Genomic DNA, 21,403 nt, shown 5'->3' on the forward strand with positions numbered 1-21,403 from the left:
CCTTACTATATTAAAGAAAGTCAACAAACTTATCTCTGAATTTCATATGAAGAAGTGAACCGACTGTTAACAGCAGCAGTGTGACGAACCAGAAATACAGCGTGTATTTCACATCGTGGAAAAACCACTGCCCTTCCATAAAGCTGTCTCTGAAGCCCTCGATAATATAGAAAAGAGGGTTTAACTTCAAGATGGTCAAAACTTCAGGTCTGTTTCCAAATTTCTCCGCAATGTCCCAGAAAATCGGCAGAAGAAAAAAGAGAAGCCTTGTGACGGCTTGAAGCAAAAACTGATAGTCCCTGATTAATACGCTGATGGTTGAATTAAACAGGCCGAAAGCAAACATAAAACTGATCATGCAAAACAAGTAATAAATATATTGCAGCCAGTGAAGCGTCGGAAACAGTCCGTTGCTCAGCAGCACAATAATATAAATCGCCATCATCACAAAGTAACTGAATAAATTCGATGCTATCACTACAGAAGGCAGTGAACTGATCGGAAAGTTCATTTTCGACACTAAATTTATCCGTTTAAAAACGCTGTTAGATGCATCCAGTATCGTCGGACTGATAAAGAACCAAGGAATTAAGCCGGCCAGCATCCAAACGATGAACGGTACGCTGTCTCCATTTCCAAGCACCATATCATGTCCGCCGCGAATCCCGAGACCAAATACGAACCAGTAAGCCAGCATTTGAATCATAGGGTTGAGAAACTGCCACAATATACCCAAATAGTTCACTTGATACTTTGATTTCGTTTCGTACACTGCAAGCCGCATAATCAGCGGAAATGAGTTGAATTGCTCTTTCAGAATTTTTACCAATGCATTCATTCTAATCTTCCTTAGTCGTAAGTTTTAGGTAATAGCTTTGACTTACAAAAGCACCGCTCATAATTGTAACAGATTACGATGTATTTTTCACTTCATAACAAGCCTGAGTCCCATGAGCGCAACATGCCGTCACTTAAGCAAAAAAGCATAATTAACGTGGTTAAATTATGCTTTTTTGCACTTATTTACTTGTCCCCGAAAATCACTTTTACGGCTTTTTCAGACGATTCTCCGGTTTCTAAATAACAGAACTTCTCGTAAAAAGGCCCGAACGAATCCGGAAGCTTATAATCATCTGATTCCGTTTCATTGACCCATTTGATAACGTCACCTGTTTCTTTGACAAGCGGGCCGGGCGCTTCTTTTTCAAAGTCAAAGTAAAACCCTCTGAGTTTATCCCGGTACGTTTCGATATCAGGCACATAAAACAGCATCGGTCTTTTCAGATTCGCATAGTCAAAAAAGACAGAGGAATAGTCCGTTATGAGTAAATCAGAGACCATATACAGCTCACGGATATCTTCGTAGCTGGAGAAATCATACGCAAATCCTTCATACGGTCCGAGATCAAAGTTTTCCGCCACGAGATAATGCATCCGTAAAATAATGACATAACGGTCGCCGATCGCTTCTCTCAATTGGTGAAGGTCTAAATCAAGGTCAAACTTGTATTTTCCCTTCTTATAAAATTGGTCATCCCGCCATGTCGGTGCGTAGATAATCACTTTTTTATCTTGCGGAAGATTCATTTTTTCTTTCAGCGCTTTAATGACAGAAGGGCTGTTATCCGTTTGAAGGAAGTCATTCCGCGGATATCCCGATTCAATCATGGTTTTATTAAACTGAAACGCCCGGGCGAATATTTCGGTTGAATATGCGTTCGGTGAAATCAGGTAATCCCACTTTGAAGCCTCTGTCGTAAAGTTGCGCTTGTATTTTTCAGTGTTTGTTCCGGGCATATGCACTTCATCCATATCTACGGCAAGGCGCTTTAAAGGCGTGCCGTGCCATGTCTGGACATATGTCGTATGCTCAGGTTTCGGAATCCACAGCGGCATACGGCTGTTGACAACCCAGTACTCGGCTCTTGCCATGGCAAACAGCCATTTGAACGTGAAGCGTTCGATATAAGGAATCCCTTTATCTTTAAATGTCTGTGAGTAAGCGGGGTTTACACTCCAGCAGAGACGGTATTCCGGCATCTCTTTGCTCATGTATTCATAAATCGCCCGCGGGTTGCAGCTGTACTGTTTTCCGGCAAAGCTTTCAAACATGACAAGTTTCTGTTTGACAGGCAGTTTTCCTGCAAATCTGAATCCTGCTTTGTAAGTGTTCTGTATTCTTTTCTCAATGAACTTTTTCAGCTTATTCTTTCTCCTGCGTACAAAGGAAGCGCCCCGTTTCAGCTTACCTTTCACAAAATACTCCACGCGGGTGCTGAAGCTGTAATCGTTCATTCTCAGGTGGAGATTTTTCGTTTTCTTTTTCGTGAAAACGTGAAATCTGGCAGGCCCTTTTTCCGTTTTCAGAACCGTGAATTGGTTAGGGTTTACATGTTCAGATTTCAGAACCTTTAACGGTTTGCTGTTGGTGATAACCTCTTCACCTGTCCCGGCATCTTCAAAAATGAATTGAATATGGAATTGAAAGATGAGCTGCTGATTCAATTCTTTATAAACAGCATTCAAATCAATTTTTGTATCAAAGCCTATCGTGTCAAGCATCGTTGTGTCCTGAACATATTCATCAAGGTCGTGTCTCGGCACGTCGTGAAGCGGATACTTCAGAATGAGAGGCTCCTCTTCTTTTCCTTTTTTCATTTTCAGAATCAGGTTTTTTTCTTTTATCTTTAAGGTTTCTGCCGCATTCAGCCGGAATGCAAAACCTTTCAGATGTAAGCTGCCGTCAGATTCGAGCTCCATTTCATCAATCCGCGTGACGAACTTTTTCTGCAGCAGCTTTAAGGAGAAATTCCCTTTCTTCGTCGTGTAAGGGAAAAAGTACATATGATGAGCCTCATCTTTATAAGAAGACAGTTCAATAGGTTCAAGGCTGGATTTTAACCGTTTTTTACTGATATCACTGTCATCATTGATAAAGGAGACATAGAAATCCAGACATCCTTTGCCGTCCGTATGGTCAGAAAGCAGATCCGTGCTCATGACAGCATGGTACTCTCCGCCCTCTCCGGCCAACCGTTTCAGAGGGACGGAAAGTTCCGCTTTTGTTTTACGATTTATAATCTGAAGAGAAGGCTCTTCCCCTGCAGTGACATTTTCACAGGATATCGTAATGCTGAATGTCTCTTCCTTTATGTTAAGATGTTTTAACTTGTATCTGACAGGATTTTCTATACCCATAAAATAAGTCTACTCCTCTGTTTCAATTAAACATATCCAATCACAATCATCATTTTGTTACTTTCAGTGAAAGGTTCTCCTTCACCGTCCGGTAGAATTGATATTGCAGTCCGTTCGCTTCTGCCGTCACCTTTTCACCGTCTTCTCTGTTTAACATGACACGTTCATAATCGTTATAAATGACATACATAATATAACCGCCAAGTCCGACTTTTTCAATGTCACTTAACGGGATTTCAAGGACGTACCGCCCGTCTCCCAGTGACTGAACCGGAAACTGGTGGTGTACTTTCATGTTATCTCTGTGCTGAAACTGAATATATTGGGCATTATTTCTGTCCTGTCCGAACAAGCGGAACGTAACGGTGAATTTATGATCGGCGAACACCGCGCTTTCCGTTTCTCCGTGCATGCGAAGTTCGACCAGTTTATTTTCTTCATCCGTCAGCGGGCTTTCTAAATAAGCCAGTCCGTCTTTCGTCACGATGTTTTTATCGGGCTCTTTTTTGGACCAGCGGAACAGCTTTTCGACCTCATCATACCGTTTTTGAGTCAGCAGACGGTAGGCTGTTTTATGAATCGGATGAAAAAATGTCTCGGAAATATCGTATTTCGTCTTCTTTAACACATTCAGAATTTCATTGAATTTATTGTAGTAGGCTTCTTTGTTTTCGCTTTTCAGGAAGTGCATCCGATCGAAAAGCCGCGTAATGGAATCGAATTCAATCAGGCGGTTCATCGCCATCTTCTCTTTTTCAGTATCTAATTTTTTGTTCAGAATATACTTCATTACGGCTATGTTCGTGTCGGTTTTTTCCATTATATTGGTCTGCTTTGTCAGCGACTCATTATTGTCCATTCTGTTCAGATAATAGACCGGTTCGGTTGACGTTGAAATATCTCCGCACGCCAAAAGAACATCCATAAAAAATTGCTTATCTTCAGCAAATTTCATTTCCGGATATCTGATATCGTTATCTTTTAGAAATTGTAAGTTCATCATTCTTGCCCGCGGGCCCAGATGATAGAAAATATGCCGGATTGAAAAAGGCGATACCTTCGCTCTGTTCAGCGAAGACTCATGTTTCCCGATCGTTTTTTGACCGTTCACCTGCATTTCGATCGTTTTTCCGACCGCATAATTTACATGATCTCTTTCAAGCATGTCAAATAAGATTTTAACCCCGTTCGGCGCAAACCAATCATCCGCATCCAAAAATGTAATGTACTTCGCATTTGCCAGCTCAATTCCCAAGTTTCTCGGATAAGCCGGAGTTCCCGTGTTGTCTTTCAAAAAGACGACTGTAATATTTTCATACAATTCGGCGTACTCAGTCAGGATGTTTCTGGAATCATCGGTAGAGCAATCATCTACCAGAATTAAAGAAATATGCTGAAAGCCGATGTTTTGAAGGATCACAGAATCAACTGTTTTCCTTACATATTCTTCTGCATTATAAACAGGAACGACTACCGCTACCTTCTTCTCTTCCGCCAATGCTTCTTTGTTTAAAATGGTATATTCGCGTTCTTCTATGGACGGCTTGGACTCTTTTTTATTCAACTTAAAAAAGTTACTAAGATTCATCTTTAAATTCTCCTCTTATTGTCTAGCTTTTTTTCAAAAGCGCATAACAAATATAGCGAAAATAACCTTATATTACAAGAAGTACTCCCTATCCGGAGGGAGTACTTCTTTATCATCTGTATATCCGAATGTTTCAATTACACCCCGGCAATTTCTTTTTTAATCTGTGTGGTGGAAATGCCTTCGGTTCTAGGGAGATAGATGACTTCGCATTGATCTTTAAGGAAATCGAATTTGCCTTCCCAATCGTCTCCCATTACGAACACGTCGATGTTGTGATCCGCTACGTCACGTACTTTTTGATCCCAGCTGTTTTCCGGAATGACTTCGTCGACATAACGGATCGTTTCCAGAATCAGCTTTCTGTGTTCATAGCTGTGGTAGGCCTTTTTTTGTTTTTGCAGGTTGAACTCGTCTGTTGAGATGGCAACAACTAGGTAATCTCCAAGCTGCTTTGCGCGCTCAAGCAGTTTAATATGACCCCAATGCAGTAAATCAAACGTTCCGTAAGTAATGACCTTCTTCATGAAACAAAAGCTCCTTTCTATCATCATACGTATAACAAGCAACTGCCCTGAAATGCTGCGCAGCTGTATCCTTAATCACTAAAGTGCCAATTTCGTACTCATGGAACCTCATTATATCACATAGCCCTGAAAAGGTTAAGCTAATGTAAAACGAAGTTAAATTCCACTTATTAACAAATGTTATTACAATAGGAGTTTAGCAGGGTTTTTGCGCGGTTGATTAAAGAAATTGTTATCTTATTTATATTTTTGTAAAACTATTGTTAAGTTTATCTGAAGGTATTATGTTAAAATAAAGCTTAGCTTAAGTCACGAAAAAATGAAAGAAAATCCCGTACAAAAAGGAGGACGGCAGATGCAGACTGAAATGGTGCACAACCTTTCTTATGTTAATGGAAATTTACAGGAGTTTATTTCATATTTAGACACTTATTATATCGCGCAAAAGCAAGGAGCCGTCATTGCGACGGTCAACCCTGAGATCGGATACGCTGCGGCGAAAGACAAAGGTTATCATCAAGTCATTTCTTCCGCGGATTTCGTCCTGCCGGATGGTATCGGCGTCGTGTTAATGTCACGTTTGACGCAGCACCCGCTGAAATCAAGAATTGCGGGATTCGATGTATTTCTGTCGCTGCTCGGTCTCGCAAACCGGCAGTCTAAAAAAATATTTTTATACGGAGCTAAGCAAGACGTGCTTGACGCCGTTTTGAACCGGATCGGCAAAGAGTATCCGAATATTGAGGTTGTCGGAGCCAGCAACGGTTATGAAGCGGATAAACGCTTCGTCGCCAAACAGATTTCCCGGGCGAAACCCGATCTCGTGTTTGTCGCCTTAGGATATCCCCATCAGGAACAATTTATTTATGAATACAAACATCTTTTCCCTCAGGCTGTATCGATCGGTTTGGGCGGAAGCTTTGATGTGTTCAGCGGAACGGTGAAACGCGCCCCTGAATGGATGATCAAAACGAATCTGGAATGGCTGTACAGACTGGTGACGAATCCGTGGAGATGGAAAAGGATGCTGAACATTCCGAAGTATGCTTTTACCGTTTTGAGAAATAATAAATCAAATAAAAGCCTGTATTCCGAGCAGGCAGAAGATCAAACGAAACAGCTTTAAACAAATAAAACAGCAAAAGAGATTGGTAATCTATGAACTTGCGATCTTTATTCGCCGCTTTTTATTCTATATATCTGTCTGTTCTGGGCGTTTTGTTCAAGCCTGTAAAGCCCAAGAACCATCTGACCCTGCTGGTATCTTTTGAAGAGAATGCACAGGCTCTCATCCGTTCTTACAAAGCGCACGCTGAATCGCTTTCTTATGAAGTGACGGTTTTGTATACGAGACACGCCGTCAGTCTGAAAAAAGAGCTGGAAGGACTCGGCTCTTTTTATCTGAACGAAAAACATCCGCTGCATCTTTTGAAGGCGGTTTTGATCCTTTTTAAGAGCAAAGCGGTGATAACAGATAACTATTTCCTTATGACAAGCGTCTTAAACCGCCGGCCGCAAACGACATGTATTCAAGTGTGGCATGCGAACGGCTCTTTGAAAAAGTTCGGCCTTGAGGATGTGACGAATCAAAACCGTCCGGCATCAGATATCAGCCGTTTTAAAAAAGTGTACCGCTCGTTTGACTTTGTCACCGTCGGTTCAGACGCGATGGCTGACGTTTTTAAAAAGTCGTTCGGCATACGGGACGGCCAGCTGTTAAAAACGGGTGTCCCCCTGACTGACGTCTATTATGAAGAACACAAGCCCGAACCGAAGCACAAATGGCCGAAAAAAATCATCCTGTACGCACCGACATTCAGGGATTATGATATGCAGTCCTTTCGGCTGCCATTCACCGAAGAACAGCTCACAAACGCGTTAAACGGAGAGTATATGCTGCTTGTAAAGCTTCATCCTGCCGTTTTGCATCATATTTCGGCTTCGTTTGAAAGCGAATTGATCAAGAACGTGTCTGACATGCGTCTTCATGATCTCTTGAAAGCGGCTGATATTTTAATTACGGATTACTCTTCCGTGCCTTTTGAATTCGCGCTCTTAAATAAACCGATTTTCTTTTTCACGTATGATCTGGAGGAATATGATCGACAACGCGGTTTAATCGATAATTATACTTCCGTCATTCCCGGAAAGGCTTGTCATGACAGCGAAGCTCTTTTGGAGGAAATGACGAAAAAGCCATTTGATGCAGAAGAAATGAAGCGGTTCTCGGACAAATGGAATATGTATTCAGATGGGAATTCGAGTGAAGCGTTATTGAAATTTGCGGAAACAAAAATGAAAAATTGTGCTGAAGCACCTGCCTGAATCTGAGGCGGGTGTTTTTTGCATGAAGAAAGGGCTGAAGCATACACTTCAGCCCTTTTTTTATACTTTCATATACACGGGAACATCATAGTAAAGCGTATAATCATCCAGCAGTGAGTATAAGCTGTACATGCGGTTTACCTGCTTATACGCCCAGCCGATGTCTGTCGCATACTGATGAGCCGCGGCTGGAGACCATCTCATTTTATACAGCGTATCCTGCTCGTATGAAGGATTGTGAATATAAGACGCACCGATAAATTGGGCTCCGCCGATAATCGCGGCTTCCGGAGTAAACCAGCCTTGCTTATACGCGTATTGTGCGCCGTAGTAATTCGGGTTGCTGTCATAAGCCCCGATGCCGTACATGTTGTAAACCTTTTTACCATTATACATAATGCCGTTCGCAAGCTCTGACGTGCCATTGCCCGTTTCAAGCAAAGCATGCGAAATCAAATACACTTCATTGATGCTGTATTTGCCGGCGGCTGTAATAAAGGCCTGGCCTTTCCCTGTCAGTATTCCTTTATTGACCAGCACTTTTTGATTCAGTTCCGATGCGTTCAGTCCGGCTGTCTGAGAGAGCTTCAGAAATTGAAAGTAATACTTGCTGTCTTGTGCGAAGTGAGCCGGATTGACGTACTGCCCGACTTCGTCACTGCTGGCGTTTCTCCAGCCCATGCTGAGTTTGGCCCAGCCGTTTGTCTGGCCTGTGATGCTGACTTTATCGCCTTTTTTCAACTGCCCGATAATATTGCCGGAGCTGACTTCCGGGGTTGACCGGACGTTCAGGACGTCGGCTGTGACCGTTCCGGAAGCCGTATTGATGTACGTAAGCGATACATAAGCCGCGGCATCAGTCTGCGGGCTGACCGTCATTTGTTTTTTGACCATATCTGCCAGCGAGATGTTGTAATTGGTGTTCATGATTTGCGATCCGTTTTTTATTTTCAGAATAGCCATCGTCCATCCGTACAGCTTTTTCAGCTTTTGGGAGGCGGCGTCCGCTGACTGCGCTCCCGTGAATTGATTGCGAATGCGGAGTTCATAAACCGGATGGCTTTCACTCGTATAGCCGGCCTGTAATTGTTTGGCGCTGAAAAAGCTCATGCTTTTATTTAAAACGGTTTTACTGCTGAATTTTTCGGTTTTGATGACGTATTGTGCAGAGCCGGTTTTCCCCGTCTCCTTCACAGTGCCGGCCGCTTTGTTTTGCTTGAAAAAAGCAGTCACGCGGTCAATGTCTTCCTTCTTAAGCAGCGGTGCCGTTTCAATTCTGAATTGTGTATACGCCGCTTCACCTGTTTTCTGTGCGGAGGCGGATACTTTTTTCCCTTTGAAAAAATCCAGCGATTGATTGATCTTTGCCGTATCAAGCAATGATTCGGTTGTGACTTGGTACGTTGTGTCCGTCTGCTTGGATATCGTTTTTGAAATGGCAGTCAGTTTATATCCCGCCAGCAGATTCAATCCTTTTTTTATCTTCGACTGGTCTGCCGTCTGCTGAGAAAGCAGCTGATATTCATTTTCTGCTGTTTTTCCCGCCGCTGTTCTTGCCGTCTTTACATGCTGCTGGCGGAAAAACGCCTCCGTTTGTTCTGCCTTTGCAGCGGTAAGCTGCCCTGCCGTGATCCGGTAAACGGACACTGATGCTGTCTTTTTGACAGGCGATGCGTCGCAATGCCATTTTTTCTTTTTAAAGAAAGCTTGCACGCTTTGCAGCTGTTTAGCCGTCAGTCCGCTCATCGCGACCGTGTAATTATTCTTCTTGCCGGCTTTTTGATAGCTTCCGCTGACACCCGTATTCTTCTTGATTTGGGTGATAGCATTTTGTACGGCGCTTACTCCGTTAAAATATCCTGACTGCACGTTATACACGGTTGCTGTTTTGCTTTGGGCATACTTTTGAACGTTCCCTTTGACGCCTGTTTTCTGCTGCAGCTGTTTCGCTAAACCTGCCGCATCAGTTGCATTTGAAATGCCAGAGGCTGTCACGGTGATATTCGGACTGGCCTTTGCCGTGACTTTCAGCGACGACTGCAATCCTGTTTCCTTTTGAAAATCAGTTTGAATTTGAGCGGCTTTTTGATCGCCGGAGATTGTTCCCGATTGGATCTGAAACCGGGCTGTTTCTCGTTTGATCTGACGGTATGACGCTTTCACGCCCGTCTGCTTCGTCAACGCTTGCGAGAGCGCTTTTGCATCCGCATCGGCCGCCATCTCAGAAGTCACGACCTGCTTATACGGCTGTTTTGTCCCCGCCGGCTTGACGGCGCCGGTCACGCCCGTTTTTTTCGTCAGTTCGGCAAGAAGATTTTTCGTCTGCCGCTCGTCTGATAGAACGCCTGATGTGACGGTCACGTACGGCTGTTTGCTTCCGCTTGCGCTGTAAGTGCCGGCCACGCCCGTCTGCTTCGTAAAATCTTTCAGCACGGTTTTCGCATCCGTTTCATCGTGTAAGCCTGAAGCTGAGATTTGATAAGTGAGCGGCGCATTTCCGGCTTTCTTTGCGTCAGCCTGCCACCCCGTATCCTTTTTCAATTTCGCTGCCGCTTGAAGCGCCTCGTTCTCAGAAGCAAATTGCTGCTTCGTTTCCAGCTCGTAAACGGAGTAGTCGCTGTATGCGGCCTCGGCGTGCTGTGTAACGGTGCTAAAGACAAGGAAAACGGCGGACAATAACATAGGTGCAACGAATCTCTTTTTCATTCCTTCTCCTCTTTCTGATTCAATTGGTTTCTATCAAACTAGTTTATTTATCGGCCCGCTTTCTTCATTTTTACAGAGAGAAATCATCCAATTATCCAAATAAAAAAAACTTAATCCCAGAGCTGGGATTAAGTTTGGTTTTATATATGAGAAACGATGATCGTGCAATCTCCGTTTATCGTAAAGTCAGGCATCTGATCCGGCAGTATGAAATGCGCGCCTTTTTCAAGCTTGGCGGACTTGCCTTCAAAGATGATGGAGCCGCTTCCTTCTGTGACGCTGCATAACATAAACGGAGCGTCCTGGGTCATTTCCGCCGTCCCGCTGATATCCCATTTGTATACAGAAAAATATTCTCCCTGCACAAAGGTTTTAATGGTGATGCCTTTTCTCGTTTCAGTTGATTCATCCAAAAATCCGTCCACATGAGGAACGGTGGCGGCGTTGACGGCATCGCGGATATGCAGCTCACGCGCACCGCCGTTTTGATCTGTACGCCCGTAATCATATATCCGGTAGGCGGCGTCTGAATTCTGCTGTATTTCCAGCACGAGCGCCCCGGCGCAAATGGCATGGATGGTTCCGCTCGGCACATAATAAAAATCGCCGGGTTTGATCTTCACGCGGCGCAGCAGGCCTTCCCAGTCACCGCTGTTAATCATGGTGACAAGTTCCGCTTTCGAACGGGCCGTATGACCATATATGATTTCCGCATTTTCTTTACAGTCAATAATGTACCAGCACTCAGATTTCCCCGTTTCGCCCTGTCCATGCTCCTCGGCGTCATAATCGTCAGGATGGACTTTAACGGACAGATGATGTTTGGCGTCCAGTATTTTCGTCAGCAGCGGAAACCGGTCCCCTTCCGTTCCGCCGAATAACTCTCTATGCTGATCCCACAGGTCCATCAAGGTTTTCCCTTGATACGGACCGCTTTTGACCGTGCTCATTCCGTGCGGATGGGCTGATATCGCCCAGCATTCGCCGGTTGTTTCTGAAGGTATGTCATATCCGAATCGTTCGCGTAATAACGTGCCGCCCCATATTTTTTCTTTACATACAGGCTGTAGAAAAATCGGCTCTTGCGTCATGTTCGTTCCCCTCCCCTTAAAAAGCGGCTCATATCCCATTCCCCCTGTGTCTTTTTTAAAACACGGAGGGAGCCGCGGTTAAAAACAATATGTATAAAATGGCTGACCTGCTCATTATACCATTCGGATGGGGCGGAATGCTCAGTCATTTCCTATTCCAGAATAAAATGCCTTGTTTGTCGCAAATTAAAATAACTGATGGAAAGGGGGGAACATTATGACGATACATGCGGAGCTCGGCAAAAACCTTGAAGCGCTGAAAAAACGGATCGGCCAAAGCGATGACATGATGTTTTATTCGTTTACGTACGGAAACGGCAAATGTGACGCCTGCCTTATATATATAGACGGACTGACCGACAATCAATTGCTTGCGGAATATATTATTTCGCCCGTGCAGGCGGCCGCCCTGCATCAAGAGGAACCGGCTGAAATACCGCCGTCATCCATCTCTTTCGGCTATCGTCACACCCGGCTTTCTTCACTTAAGGACGCGGAGGCAGACATTTTTTCCGGCAAATCGGTTTTGCTGGCGGAGGGATGGGAGGAAGCCCTTTCGTTTGAAACGGAAACATTTAAAATGCGTGATATTGAAGAACCGGCTTCAGAAGTGCTTGAACGGGGACCTAGGATAGGTTTTGTCGAAAAGCTCCGAACGAATACGGCGCTTTTGCGCGAGCAGTCCGGTGATCCCAACCTCCAGATCAAAGAGATCACACTCGGCGAACGGACAAAAAAGCGGATCGCCGTTGCCTACATTCGGGATATTGCGCCTGATGATGTTGTAAAAGAAGTGATGAAAAGACTGGATTCGATCACCATTGATGACATTCCGGAATCAGGAACGATCGAGCAGCTTATTGAAGATAACACGTATTCCATTTTCCCGACCGTCTTGACGACCGAACGGCCCGACCGGGTTATGGGCGCTCTTTTGGAAGGAAGGGTCTCCATTCTTGTAGACGGAACGCCTTTTACCCTTTTGGTGCCGGCTACCATTGATGAATTTATCCACTCACCTGACGATTATAATCAGCGGTGGGTTCCGGTTAACTTTCTCAGGCTGCTTCGGTATACATGCATTTTAATCACGATTTATTTACCCGGCCTTTACATATCGCTCGTTACGTTTCACACGGGGCTTTTGCCGACGAGAATGGCGGTGACGATTGCCGGAAGCAGATTGAATGTTCCGTTTCCCCCTTTTGTTGAAGCGTTTATTATGATTTTTACGATTGAGATGATCAGAGAAGCCGGACTCAGGCTGCCGAAGCCGATCGGACAGACGATCGGCCTGATCGGGGGCGTGGTGATCGGGCAGGCCGCCGTTCAGGCGAACATCGTCAGCGCGATGATGGTCATTATCGTATCCGTTACGGCATTGGCTTCTTTTACGGCGCCCTCCTATGCGTTCAATTTTCCGCTGAGACTCATCCGTATTTTTTCGATGATTTTGTCGGCGATATTAGGTTTATACGGACTGATCATGTGTTATCTGCTTGTCGTCGGCCATCTGATGCGCCTGAAAAGCTTCGGCCAGGACTATCTTATTCCGATCATGGCGCAGCCGGGACAGGACTTAAAAGATACGATCGTCAGACTGCCGACGCCTCTTTTGAAAAAACGGCCGACCAGAAAAGAGACGAAAGATAAAATCAAGCAAAGGTGATCACCATGAAAAAACCGGAAGACAAGCTGTCGTTTATGCAGACACTTCTCATGGTAAGCGGAACAATGATCGGAGCGGGCGTGTTAACACTGCCGCGCTCCGCCGCAGCAGCGGACAGTCCGAGCGGATGGATCATTATTCTTGTGCAGAGTCTCGTGTTTATCGGCATCGTCCTGCTCTTTATGCCATTTTTGCAGAAAAACAGCGGGGAAACCATTTATGAGCTGAATCAAAGCATTATGGGACGCGCCATCGGTTCTCTTCTTAATTTATTCATCAGCTGTTATTTTGTCGTCACCGTCTGTTTTCAAGCCCGTTTTCTCGGTGAGGTCATCAATTACTTTTTACTGAAAAATACGCCGATGGGTGTCGTCATATTCATCTTTCTGGCGGTCGGCATCTACCATGTGACCGGCGGGGTGTATCCCATTTCAAAACTCTATGCTTATCTCTTTCCGATTGCGATCGTCATTCTGATTACGCTGCTCATATTCAGCCTGAGACTGTTTAAACTGGATTTCATCCGCCCGGTCATGGAAGGAGGCTACAAAAGCTTTTTTGAGCTGTTTCCGCGTACCCTTCTGTATTTTTCAGGACTTGAGGTGATTCTTTATCTGGTGCCGTTTATGAAAAATCCGAAGCAGGCGAAAAAGGCTGCCGTCTTCGGCATCGCATGCGCAGGCTTATTTTACAGCTTTACGCTGCTTGTCGTAATCGGCTGTATGTCGATCGCTGAAGCCAAAACGGTGACATATCCGACCATTTCCCTGATTCACGCCTTGGAAATCCGCGGTATTTTCATCGAAAGGTTTGATATCTTTCTTTTAATTACGTGGACATGCCAGCAGTTCACCTGTATGCTCGGTTCTTTTAAAGGAGCGCATCTCGGGTTAAACACCATTTTCAGACTGAAAAATAAAAACAATGCCTGGCTGCTGGGGGGCTTATTGGCAGTGACATTCGGCCTTTCAATGTACCCTGATGATATCAACAGTGTGTTTGCATTCGCGAATATTCTCGGATATGCGTTTTTTGCCGTCATTATGATTCCTTTTCTCATCTGGTTTGTCAGCTGGATGAAAAAAATAGCCGGGAGGAAACAGACGTCATGACACATTTCGTAAAATGGGCGGCGGCGCTTTTCATACTGATGACGCTTTCAGGGTGCTGGGACGCGAAGGAAGTCGAAAAGCTATCTTTCGCCCGGGGGCTGGCGATAGACGAGACGAGTGACCGCCGATATAAATTAACCTATCAAAACCTGCTGCCCCAAAGTGAAAACAGCCAGGCTTCCGGCCGGCCCGTGTTTGTCAATGTGACGACGCGGGGGGATACCATTCTTGAAGCCGTCAGTGAAGTCGCTTTAAAAGATCCGCCCGTTTACAGCGATCATTTAAAAGTGCTGATATTCAGCGACAAATTGCTGGCCGACCAAAATATACTGCAGATGATGAATCATTTTATCCGCGATGATGAATTAAGGCGGAGCAGCTATCTCTTCGCGGCGAGAGGCAAAGCGTCCGATATTCTGACAGAGCCGACGCCGAATCAGCAGCAGCCCATGCCCGCAGAAAAGCTGATCGACCTTACGAACAACGGCGGCTACAACGGGAAGATTTTAAAACCGCTCCGAATCGGGAGAGCTTCGATTTACTGCCATAATAAACTCAGTTTTCTCATTCAGGCCGTCAGCAATCAAAAAGGAAAAACGGTGTATGACGGAGCGGCCATTATCAAAAACGGAAAACAAAACAGATTGGCAGGCTTTCTGTCATCATACGAAGTACAAAGCCTGAATTGGCTGACGGGGACGATACAGGGCGGCGTGCTGCCCGCTTTGGATAAAGGAGGGCACCCGATTACCTTCGAGATCAAAAAATCAACATCCTCCATCACCCCCCTGCTGAAAAACGGGAAGCTGTCATTTCACGTAGCGGTGAAAACAAAAGGACTTTTGTCAGAGGATCAATATGCCGGAGAAGATTCATTCGATCAGCACTATTTAAACGGGCTGGAAAAGATTTTCGAAAAAAAACTGAAAAGCGATATGAAAGAAGTCATCGATAAGCTGCAGAATCAATATGAAACGGACCCTGTCTTCTTTTCTGACAGAGTCCGCATTCAATATCCCGACTATTGGAAGAAAGTGAAGCATCACTGGGATGAAACCTTCTCCGAAGCGGCCTTTGACTATGATGTTTCCATTCAGATTACCAACTTCGGAACGATGGGGCGGTAGCCTTCAGCGTGTTTTTTCGACACGAAGGAGAATCTGATAAATCCGGCTTTGTTCGGGCAGCTGTGTCACCGGAAATTGCATCGATTGCGCCATTCGTGTGATTTCCTGTAAAAACAGCTGCACCCGCTCATCCACGTGAACATACGTATAGGACTGCTTTTTCACGTCAAATGTCTCTTCCGGAAAGAGCGTGCGCACCGTCTGCGGCGTAAAAAACCGCAAGTGGGTGCGGTCGAGAATCCCGGCGTCTCTGTATGTCCAGTCCCCGAGCAGCAGCGGGAACAGCGCTTCGGCGTGGGAAATATTCGGAATGCTGCAAACGATTGATCCGGCAGGCGACAAATAGGATGAGTACGTTTCAATGACGCGCCACGGGTCTTTTAAGTGCTCAAGGATGTCCGCGAAAATGATGCAATCAAAAAAGCCTTCCGGATAAGGCAGCTTCACTTTTTCGACATCTTCCTGCAGCACCGCTTCATAATGTCCTTTTGCCGCTTGCGCCGCCAGCGGGTGCAGTTCTATTCCGTACAGTTCGCAAGGCTGTCTGTTTTGAAGTTCCAGCCCCGTAGCTCCCGCACCGCAGCCGACATCAAGTATCCGTTTCGCCTCCCGGGGAACGAGCTCCGCAATTTCCGGTCTCGGATGAGTAAAGTACGTAAAATCAGTGCCCCATTTTTCCGTAAAACGCTGGCGGTTCTCCGAATATAACTGATTGATATTGATATCCTGATTAGCCGTAAACGTCGCATGGCCGTGGTGATGCACAAAGGCATCGAGAGCGATGTGCAGGCTGTATCCTTTTTGCAGGGCGCGCAGACATAGGTCATCATCTTCAAAAGAACCGTATCCGAATTGCTCATCAAACGGGCCGATGTCTTCAATGACGCTTTTTTTCACCAGAAGACAGAAGCCGACAAGGCGCAGCACCCGCTTTGTTTGATGCTTTTCCCGTGCACAATACGCCTCCGCGAATGACTCCAGCTCATCAAGCGATTGATACGCGTCATGGATCATTTGCGCGCCGCTGACATAGTTGCTGACGGGCCCGACCATACCGGTTTTTTCAGATTGATACAGCACCCTCAGCATGGAGGTGAGCCAATTTTTCGTGACCATCGTATCGTTGTTCAGGAACAGCAGATTTTCTCCCCCTGCCGCTTCGATTCCCTGGTTGCACCCCTTGGCGAACCCGAGGTTTTTTTCATTAAGGATGACTTTGACGTCAGGCAGATTTGATATGTATTCTCTCGTTCCGTCTGAGGAACCGTTGTCAACTATAATCAGTTCAATCTTATCTTTGTCGGTGTATCGTTCAATGCTGGCCAGACATTTTTTCGTCAGCTCAAGTTCATTATATGTAAGGATAATAATACTCGTTTTCACCGGCATCCCCGCCTTTATCGTGACTTTATACAACGTATGACATATCCCCGTCATTTATGTGACCGTGCGGGCGCCCGCACGCATCCGTTTTGAGGGGCCGGTGAATAACCGCCCCCCTAAAACTGAATATTACGGATGAACTGTCCGCCGATTTGATTCTGATCCCGAGCCTCCGTTACGGCTTTTCAGATCCTGCTCAATTTCTTCAAGGCTTTTCCCCTTCGTCTCGGTCACTTTAAACCGGACGAACAGGAATGCCATTATTCCGATAGCGGCATAAATGAGAAATAAATAGCTGATGCCGACTGCTTCCATTAACATCGGATAGGTTAATGAGACAATCAATGTTCCGGCATGCAGCATCAAAGTGGAGACACCCGTCCCGATACCCCGGACATGCAGCGGGAATAATTCAGGAAGCATGACCCACACGGCAGGCCCCCAGCTGACCGCAAACACAATGATAAACAGGCCTAAACAAATCACCGTTGTCCATGATGCGGCTGCTGAATGTTCAAAGAAAAGATTGACCGCGGCCAATACGAGCAGACTGATGACCATGCCCGCATTTCCGGCCAGCAGCAGCGGCTTCCGGCCGATCTTATCAATGACTTTAATAGCCGCAAGCGTCATGATGACATTGACGGCGCCGATTCCGACCGTTCCCAATATAGACGCGGAATTGCCGAACCCGACACTGGTAAATGTTTTCGGTGCGTAATAAATAATTGTATTTGTCCCGATGAATTGCTGCAAAAAGGCAAGTCCGAGGCCGGCAATCAGCGCGGGTCTCACCCACGGCTCAAACAATTCTTTCAAGCCGCCTTCGTTTTCCTTTTCCGCTTCTTTCATCTGATCAATCTCATCATCAATATTCTTCGTTCCCCGCAATGATGAAAGGATTTCTCTTGCTTTCTCTTCTTTGCCGATCGTAAACAGCCAGCGCGGGCTTTCCGGCATAAATAAGATTCCGATCAGCAGAATGACTGACGGCACAACCGCAAGTCCAAGCATCCAGCGCCAAGCGCCTGCATCGGCAAATATATAGTTCACGATATAAGAAACGAGGATTCCGACCGTAATCATCAGCTGATTCAGCGAAGAAAGCGCCCCCCGTTTATGCTTCGGAGCCAGCTCCGATAAATAGAGCGGGACGATCGTTGTCGATGTTCCGACAGCCAGTCCGAGAATAATCCGGAAAAGAACCATCACCTCTGTATTCGGGGCAAAAGCGACTCCTAATCCGCCTATACAAAACAGCAGCGCCGCTCCCATGATGGCCTTCCGCCTGCCGAACCGGTCGGTCAGTTTGCCGGCGAATCCCGATCCGAGAATCGCCCCCGCCAATAACGAACTGACGACGAGGCCTTCTGTAAAGGCGTTCAGTCCCAGTTCTTTTTTCATAAATAAAATAGCTCCGGAAATGACTCCGGTATCATATCCGTATAACGCGCCCCCGAGAGCGCCGAAAAAATAGAGCCATTTATTCGAGTGTATGCTTTTCATGTTATATAGACTCCCTTCATCCAACGCTGTATCCGCGCGGAATTGTTCTACTGCTTCTTTTGCCTGTTTCCGATCGTTTCAAACCTTCCGCACCGTTAATATCCATTATTTTACTGATTATTTTTCACAAAGCGACGAAACATTTCCCGCTTCCTGCCGTCCAATATAATGTGAACCTGATGCAAAAATAACAGTAGATGTTGTCGAAATAGAGAGAAAGATTTAGAATTTTCTCATTTGCAGAGTTGCTCCGAGTCAACAATTATGGTACGCTTCACAAAGAATAGAAACGAGAGGTAATGATATGGAAGAACGATCTCAACGCAGAAAAAAGAAAAGACGCCTCAGAAAATGGGTGAAATTTGTACTGGTATTCGCCGCTTTCTTATTGGTGATCGCCGGTTCCGTCGGCACCTACGCATTTGTGAAATTGAATAATGCGACCAAAGAAGCGCACGTCAGCCTTGACCGCGGCGACCAGTCCGTAAAACGGATCAAAGAATTTGACCCGAAGAAGGATTCTTTCACCGTATTGCTTTTAGGAATAGACGCCCGTGACAATAAGGGTGAATCAGTAGATGACGCAAGAAGTGACGCCAACGTGCTCGTCACCTTCAACCGGAAAAAGAAAACAGCGACGATGCTCAGCATTCCGCGGGATTCCTATGTCAACATCCCGGGACACGGCTATGACAAATTCGCGCACGCACATGCTTACGGCGGTTATAATTTAACTTATAAAACAGTAGAAAACATGTTTGATATTCCGGTAGATTATGTGGTTGAGAGCAACTTCGACGCGTTCCGCGATGTCGTCAATGAGTTGAACGGCGTTACGGTAAATGTGAAAAGCCAGAAAATTGCCGATCGTATTAAAGTCGATACAAAAGGAAAAGTCGTGCTGAAGCCGGGCGTCCAGACGCTTGACGGTGAGCAGGCACTGGCTTATGTAAGAACACGCAAAGCGGACACCGATCTGATGCGCGGACAAAGACAGATGGAAGTGCTGAGCGCCATTATTAAAAAATCTAAATCGTTAAGCTCGATCCCATCTTATGACGATATCGTCGACAGCTTAGGGAAAAACTTGAAAATGAACTTATCTCTTAATGACGCCATCGGTCTGTTCCCGTTTATCACATCGCTGAAATCGGTGAATTCTTTGCAGCTGACAGGTTCAGACAGCTACATTTACACTCCTCAGTACGGCAAAAATATTTATTACTTCAAGCTGAATGAGGAAAACCTTCAAGAAGTAAAAACGAAATTAAAAAATGATTTAGACGCGTAAGATGTCACGGCGGGATTAGCAAATCCCGCCGTTTTTCTGTTGAAAAAAAGGACATGAAGGTATAGCCTTTTAACTGACGGCTTTCTGCTGATTTCGCACAAAGCTGAACATACTACATGAAGCAGCTTTATTTTTAAGGAGGGCATCCATACATATGAAATTGATAGCCATTGACTTAGACGGCACATTACTGAATTCGGACAGTGTGATTTCTCCGGAAAACAGAGCGGCTTTACAAAGAGCGGATGAAGCGGGTATACTCGTGGCCATCTGCACGGGCAGAGCCACGTTTGATGTAAAAGCGCTCTTGAAGGATTTGGATATTCCGATCATTGCGGCAAACGGCGGGACAGTCCATGACAAAGGATACCGCCTCGTCAGCCGGCTCTTAATGGATCAGCAGGCCGGGAAGGATATCGCCGCTTATTTAACGGACAAAGACATTTACTTTGAGGTCTATACAGATGATCATCTGCTGTCCCCGTTTGACGGCGAGTCCAAACTGCAGGCAGAACTGGACATTCTGAAAAGCGCCAATCCTAAGGAAGATATTCAGACATTATGGGAGGGCGCAAAGACGCAGTTCAAACAATTCGGCATTAAACCCGTACAGGATATACAGGCGATTTTTAACGGAGACGAACATGTTTACAAGCTTCTTTGTTTCTCTTTTGATATGGAAAAACTGAGAAACGCCAAAGAAGAAATTACACATCATCGGAAATTATCCCAGACATCTTCCGGAAAACACATTATCGAAATCCTCCCTGCCGGTTCCGGAAAGGGACGTGCTCTGACGGAGCTTGCCTCACTGTACGGAATTGAAAAACAGGATATTTACGCCATCGGCGACAGCCCGAATGATTTCTCCATGTTTGAAGCAGCGGGAAACCGCATCGCTATGGGCAATGCGATTGATGAACTGAAAGAAAAAAGCACCTATATTACAAAAAGCAACGATGAAAACGGCGTCGCATATTTCATCAACCGGCTTCTCGACAATGGGCAATAAAAGGTAAAAGTCAGGTCTTTCACGGCCTGGCTTTTTCATGTTTTCTAAAAAAGGAATTTCCAAAATTGAAAATAAATTGTAAGATAAAGAAAAAAGGAGTTTCATGATGTCGAATGCAATCGCTATTATAGGATTTTTAGCTTTTCTCTGCGCAGTCGGATACGGAATTTTTCATCTCATATGCAAAGCGGCAAAAAAAGAAAAACATTTTTTAAAAAAGCTGTTTTGGCCTCTTCTCATCGGCGGATTTATCCTGCTTCTGACCAGTGCATCCCTCGCAGAGCCGGACGCCTCGGCCGTGAAGGCAGAGGAGAAATACAGCACCCTTGATACGGCTTATCAAAAATTGACGAAGGAACACCAGGCGCTTGAGAAAAAATATGAAAGCATCAGTGCCGCAGCCGAAAAGGAGAAATCCGAAGCTGAAGCCGGCAATGAAGACAAACTCAGCAAACTCAGCCAAGAGATAAGCGAGCTGAAAAAAACAAACAAATCACTCAAACAAGACAATGAGAAATTAAAAAATTCACAAAAGAAGCTCGAAAAGACCGCTGAAACGCTTCAGTCAGAAAATAAAACTTTAAAGCGGCAGAAAGCAGAAACAAAAACATCCGAAAATGCGGAAACGGCGCAAAACAACGCCTCTTCCTCCGGAGGACATGCCGAAACGAAAGCAGCCGGCACCTCACAGGGATGCGACATTAAAGGCAGCCGGAACGGCATTTATCACACGCCGGGAAGTACATACTACGACCGGACGACAGATCCCGCGGAAATGTTCTGTTCTGTAGAAGAAGCGGAAGCGGCCGGATACAGAGCGCCGAAACGGTAAAAGAAAAAGACGTCAGAGACACTCTCTGACGTCTTT

At 45.5% G+C, this 21,403-nt stretch carries 16 protein-coding genes; 8 read left to right on the plus strand and 8 right to left on the minus strand.

The annotated features are described in order from the left end of the window. Nucleotides 1–10 precede the first annotated feature (10 nt). The 4 genes from HAP68_RS16710 to tagD form a co-directional block, all read right to left on the minus strand. Nucleotides 11–838 carry an ABC transporter permease gene (locus HAP68_RS16710; RefSeq protein WP_003151365.1) on the minus strand — a complete coding sequence of 276 codons (828 nt, stop codon included), beginning with the start codon at nucleotides 836–838 and terminating at the stop codon, nucleotides 11–13. 185 nt (nucleotides 839–1,023) lie between these two features. Continuing rightward, complete coding sequence (locus HAP68_RS16715) at nucleotides 1,024–3,198, minus strand: CDP-glycerol glycerophosphotransferase family protein (RefSeq protein ID WP_024085875.1); 2,175 nt, start codon at nucleotides 3,196–3,198, stop codon at nucleotides 1,024–1,026. A 49-nt stretch (nucleotides 3,199–3,247) separates the two neighbouring features. Next, the gene (locus HAP68_RS16720) at nucleotides 3,248–4,786 is read right to left on the minus strand and encodes a glycosyltransferase family 2 protein (RefSeq protein ID WP_014305939.1); all 1,539 of its coding nucleotides are present in this window, start codon (nucleotides 4,784–4,786) and stop codon (nucleotides 3,248–3,250) included. Nucleotides 4,787–4,923: 137 nt separating this feature from the next. Beyond that, nucleotides 4,924–5,313, minus strand: coding sequence for a glycerol-3-phosphate cytidylyltransferase (gene tagD, locus HAP68_RS16725; protein ID WP_003151361.1), 390 nt, complete (start codon nucleotides 5,311–5,313; stop codon nucleotides 4,924–4,926). A gap of 355 nt (nucleotides 5,314–5,668) precedes the next feature. Here tagD and HAP68_RS16730 point away from each other — a divergent pair, with 355 nt between their 5' ends. Further along, complete coding sequence (locus tag HAP68_RS16730) at nucleotides 5,669–6,439, plus strand: WecB/TagA/CpsF family glycosyltransferase (RefSeq protein ID WP_003151360.1); 771 nt, start codon at nucleotides 5,669–5,671, stop codon at nucleotides 6,437–6,439. A 32-nt stretch (nucleotides 6,440–6,471) separates the two neighbouring features. Then, complete coding sequence (locus HAP68_RS16735) at nucleotides 6,472–7,638, plus strand: CDP-glycerol--glycerophosphate glycerophosphotransferase (protein WP_024085877.1); 1,167 nt, start codon at nucleotides 6,472–6,474, stop codon at nucleotides 7,636–7,638. Between the two features lie 60 nt (nucleotides 7,639–7,698). Here HAP68_RS16735 and HAP68_RS16740 read toward each other — a convergent pair whose 3' ends face one another. Further along, entirely contained in the window at nucleotides 7,699–10,344 is a 2,646-nt protein-coding gene (locus tag HAP68_RS16740; protein WP_024085878.1) for an N-acetylglucosaminidase, read from the minus strand. Nucleotides 10,345–10,484: 140 nt separating this feature from the next. Next, nucleotides 10,485–11,435, minus strand: coding sequence for a mannose-6-phosphate isomerase, class I (gene manA / locus HAP68_RS16745; RefSeq protein WP_003151356.1), 951 nt, complete (start codon nucleotides 11,433–11,435; stop codon nucleotides 10,485–10,487). 217 nt (nucleotides 11,436–11,652) lie between these two features. Between manA and gerBA the strand changes: the two genes are divergently transcribed. From gerBA to HAP68_RS16760, 3 genes are read left to right on the plus strand one after another with little or no spacing between them, the layout of a single operon-like run. Then, nucleotides 11,653–13,104, plus strand: a complete 1,452-nt coding sequence (gerBA, locus tag HAP68_RS16750; RefSeq protein ID WP_003151354.1) for a spore germination protein GerBA — start codon at nucleotides 11,653–11,655, stop codon at nucleotides 13,102–13,104. A 5-nt stretch (nucleotides 13,105–13,109) separates the two neighbouring features. Continuing rightward, nucleotides 13,110–14,216 carry a GerAB/ArcD/ProY family transporter gene (locus tag HAP68_RS16755; RefSeq protein ID WP_014305943.1) on the plus strand — a complete coding sequence of 369 codons (1,107 nt, stop codon included), beginning with the start codon at nucleotides 13,110–13,112 and terminating at the stop codon, nucleotides 14,214–14,216. Beyond that, a complete protein-coding gene (locus HAP68_RS16760) occupies nucleotides 14,213–15,343 on the plus strand; it encodes a Ger(x)C family spore germination protein (RefSeq protein WP_014305944.1) in 1,131 nt (376 codons plus the stop codon). Before HAP68_RS16755 ends, HAP68_RS16760 begins: the two co-directional genes overlap by 4 nt. A gap of 3 nt (nucleotides 15,344–15,346) precedes the next feature. On the opposite strand, the gene HAP68_RS16765 is transcribed toward HAP68_RS16760, so the two are convergent. Continuing rightward, a complete protein-coding gene (locus HAP68_RS16765) occupies nucleotides 15,347–16,759 on the minus strand; it encodes a bifunctional glycosyltransferase family 2 protein/class I SAM-dependent methyltransferase (RefSeq protein ID WP_014305945.1) in 1,413 nt (470 codons plus the stop codon). Between the two features lie 96 nt (nucleotides 16,760–16,855). After that, the gene (locus HAP68_RS16770; RefSeq protein ID WP_014305946.1) at nucleotides 16,856–18,232 is read right to left on the minus strand and encodes a sugar porter family MFS transporter; all 1,377 of its coding nucleotides are present in this window, start codon (nucleotides 18,230–18,232) and stop codon (nucleotides 16,856–16,858) included. Between the two features lie 304 nt (nucleotides 18,233–18,536). On the opposite strand from HAP68_RS16770, the gene HAP68_RS16775 reads away from it, so the two are divergent. From HAP68_RS16775 to HAP68_RS16785, 3 genes are all read left to right on the plus strand, one after another. Next, entirely contained in the window at nucleotides 18,537–19,523 is a 987-nt protein-coding gene (locus HAP68_RS16775) for an LCP family protein (protein WP_003151348.1), read from the plus strand. A 154-nt stretch (nucleotides 19,524–19,677) separates the two neighbouring features. Further along, nucleotides 19,678–20,535, plus strand: coding sequence for a Cof-type HAD-IIB family hydrolase (locus tag HAP68_RS16780; protein ID WP_003151347.1), 858 nt, complete (start codon nucleotides 19,678–19,680; stop codon nucleotides 20,533–20,535). 106 nt (nucleotides 20,536–20,641) lie between these two features. After that, the gene (locus HAP68_RS16785) at nucleotides 20,642–21,367 is read left to right on the plus strand and encodes a sunset domain-containing protein (protein WP_024085880.1); all 726 of its coding nucleotides are present in this window, start codon (nucleotides 20,642–20,644) and stop codon (nucleotides 21,365–21,367) included. Nucleotides 21,368–21,403: the final 36 nt, after the last annotated feature.

Source organism: Bacillus sp. Bvel1 (assembly GCF_014872755.1).
GTDB classification, from domain to species: domain Bacteria; phylum Bacillota; class Bacilli; order Bacillales; family Bacillaceae; genus Bacillus; species Bacillus velezensis.

What these genes read in the sequence shown, in the direction of transcription:
- HAP68_RS16730 (WP_003151360.1), top strand. Translation starts at nt 5,669, where the DNA reads ATGCAGACTGAAATGGTGCACAACCTTTCTTATGTTAATGGAAATTTA.
- HAP68_RS16720 (WP_014305939.1), bottom strand. Translation starts at nt 4,786, where the DNA reads ATGAATCTTAGTAACTTTTTTAAGTTGAATAAAAAAGAGTCCAAGCCG.
- HAP68_RS16780 (WP_003151347.1), top strand. Translation starts at nt 19,678, where the DNA reads ATGAAATTGATAGCCATTGACTTAGACGGCACATTACTGAATTCGGAC.
- HAP68_RS16710 (WP_003151365.1), bottom strand. Translation starts at nt 838, where the DNA reads ATGAATGCATTGGTAAAAATTCTGAAAGAGCAATTCAACTCATTTCCG.
- HAP68_RS16785 (WP_024085880.1), top strand. Translation starts at nt 20,642, where the DNA reads ATGTCGAATGCAATCGCTATTATAGGATTTTTAGCTTTTCTCTGCGCA.
- HAP68_RS16755 (WP_014305943.1), top strand. Translation starts at nt 13,110, where the DNA reads ATGAAAAAACCGGAAGACAAGCTGTCGTTTATGCAGACACTTCTCATG.
- HAP68_RS16740 (WP_024085878.1), bottom strand. Translation starts at nt 10,344, where the DNA reads ATGAAAAAGAGATTCGTTGCACCTATGTTATTGTCCGCCGTTTTCCTT.
- gerBA (WP_003151354.1), top strand. Translation starts at nt 11,653, where the DNA reads ATGACGATACATGCGGAGCTCGGCAAAAACCTTGAAGCGCTGAAAAAA.
- HAP68_RS16735 (WP_024085877.1), top strand. Translation starts at nt 6,472, where the DNA reads ATGAACTTGCGATCTTTATTCGCCGCTTTTTATTCTATATATCTGTCT.
- HAP68_RS16775 (WP_003151348.1), top strand. Translation starts at nt 18,537, where the DNA reads ATGGAAGAACGATCTCAACGCAGAAAAAAGAAAAGACGCCTCAGAAAA.
- HAP68_RS16715 (WP_024085875.1), bottom strand. Translation starts at nt 3,198, where the DNA reads ATGGGTATAGAAAATCCTGTCAGATACAAGTTAAAACATCTTAACATA.
- manA (WP_003151356.1), bottom strand. Translation starts at nt 11,435, where the DNA reads ATGACGCAAGAGCCGATTTTTCTACAGCCTGTATGTAAAGAAAAAATA.
- HAP68_RS16770 (WP_014305946.1), bottom strand. Translation starts at nt 18,232, where the DNA reads ATGAAAAGCATACACTCGAATAAATGGCTCTATTTTTTCGGCGCTCTC.
- HAP68_RS16760 (WP_014305944.1), top strand. Translation starts at nt 14,213, where the DNA reads ATGACACATTTCGTAAAATGGGCGGCGGCGCTTTTCATACTGATGACG.
- tagD (WP_003151361.1), bottom strand. Translation starts at nt 5,313, where the DNA reads ATGAAGAAGGTCATTACTTACGGAACGTTTGATTTACTGCATTGGGGT.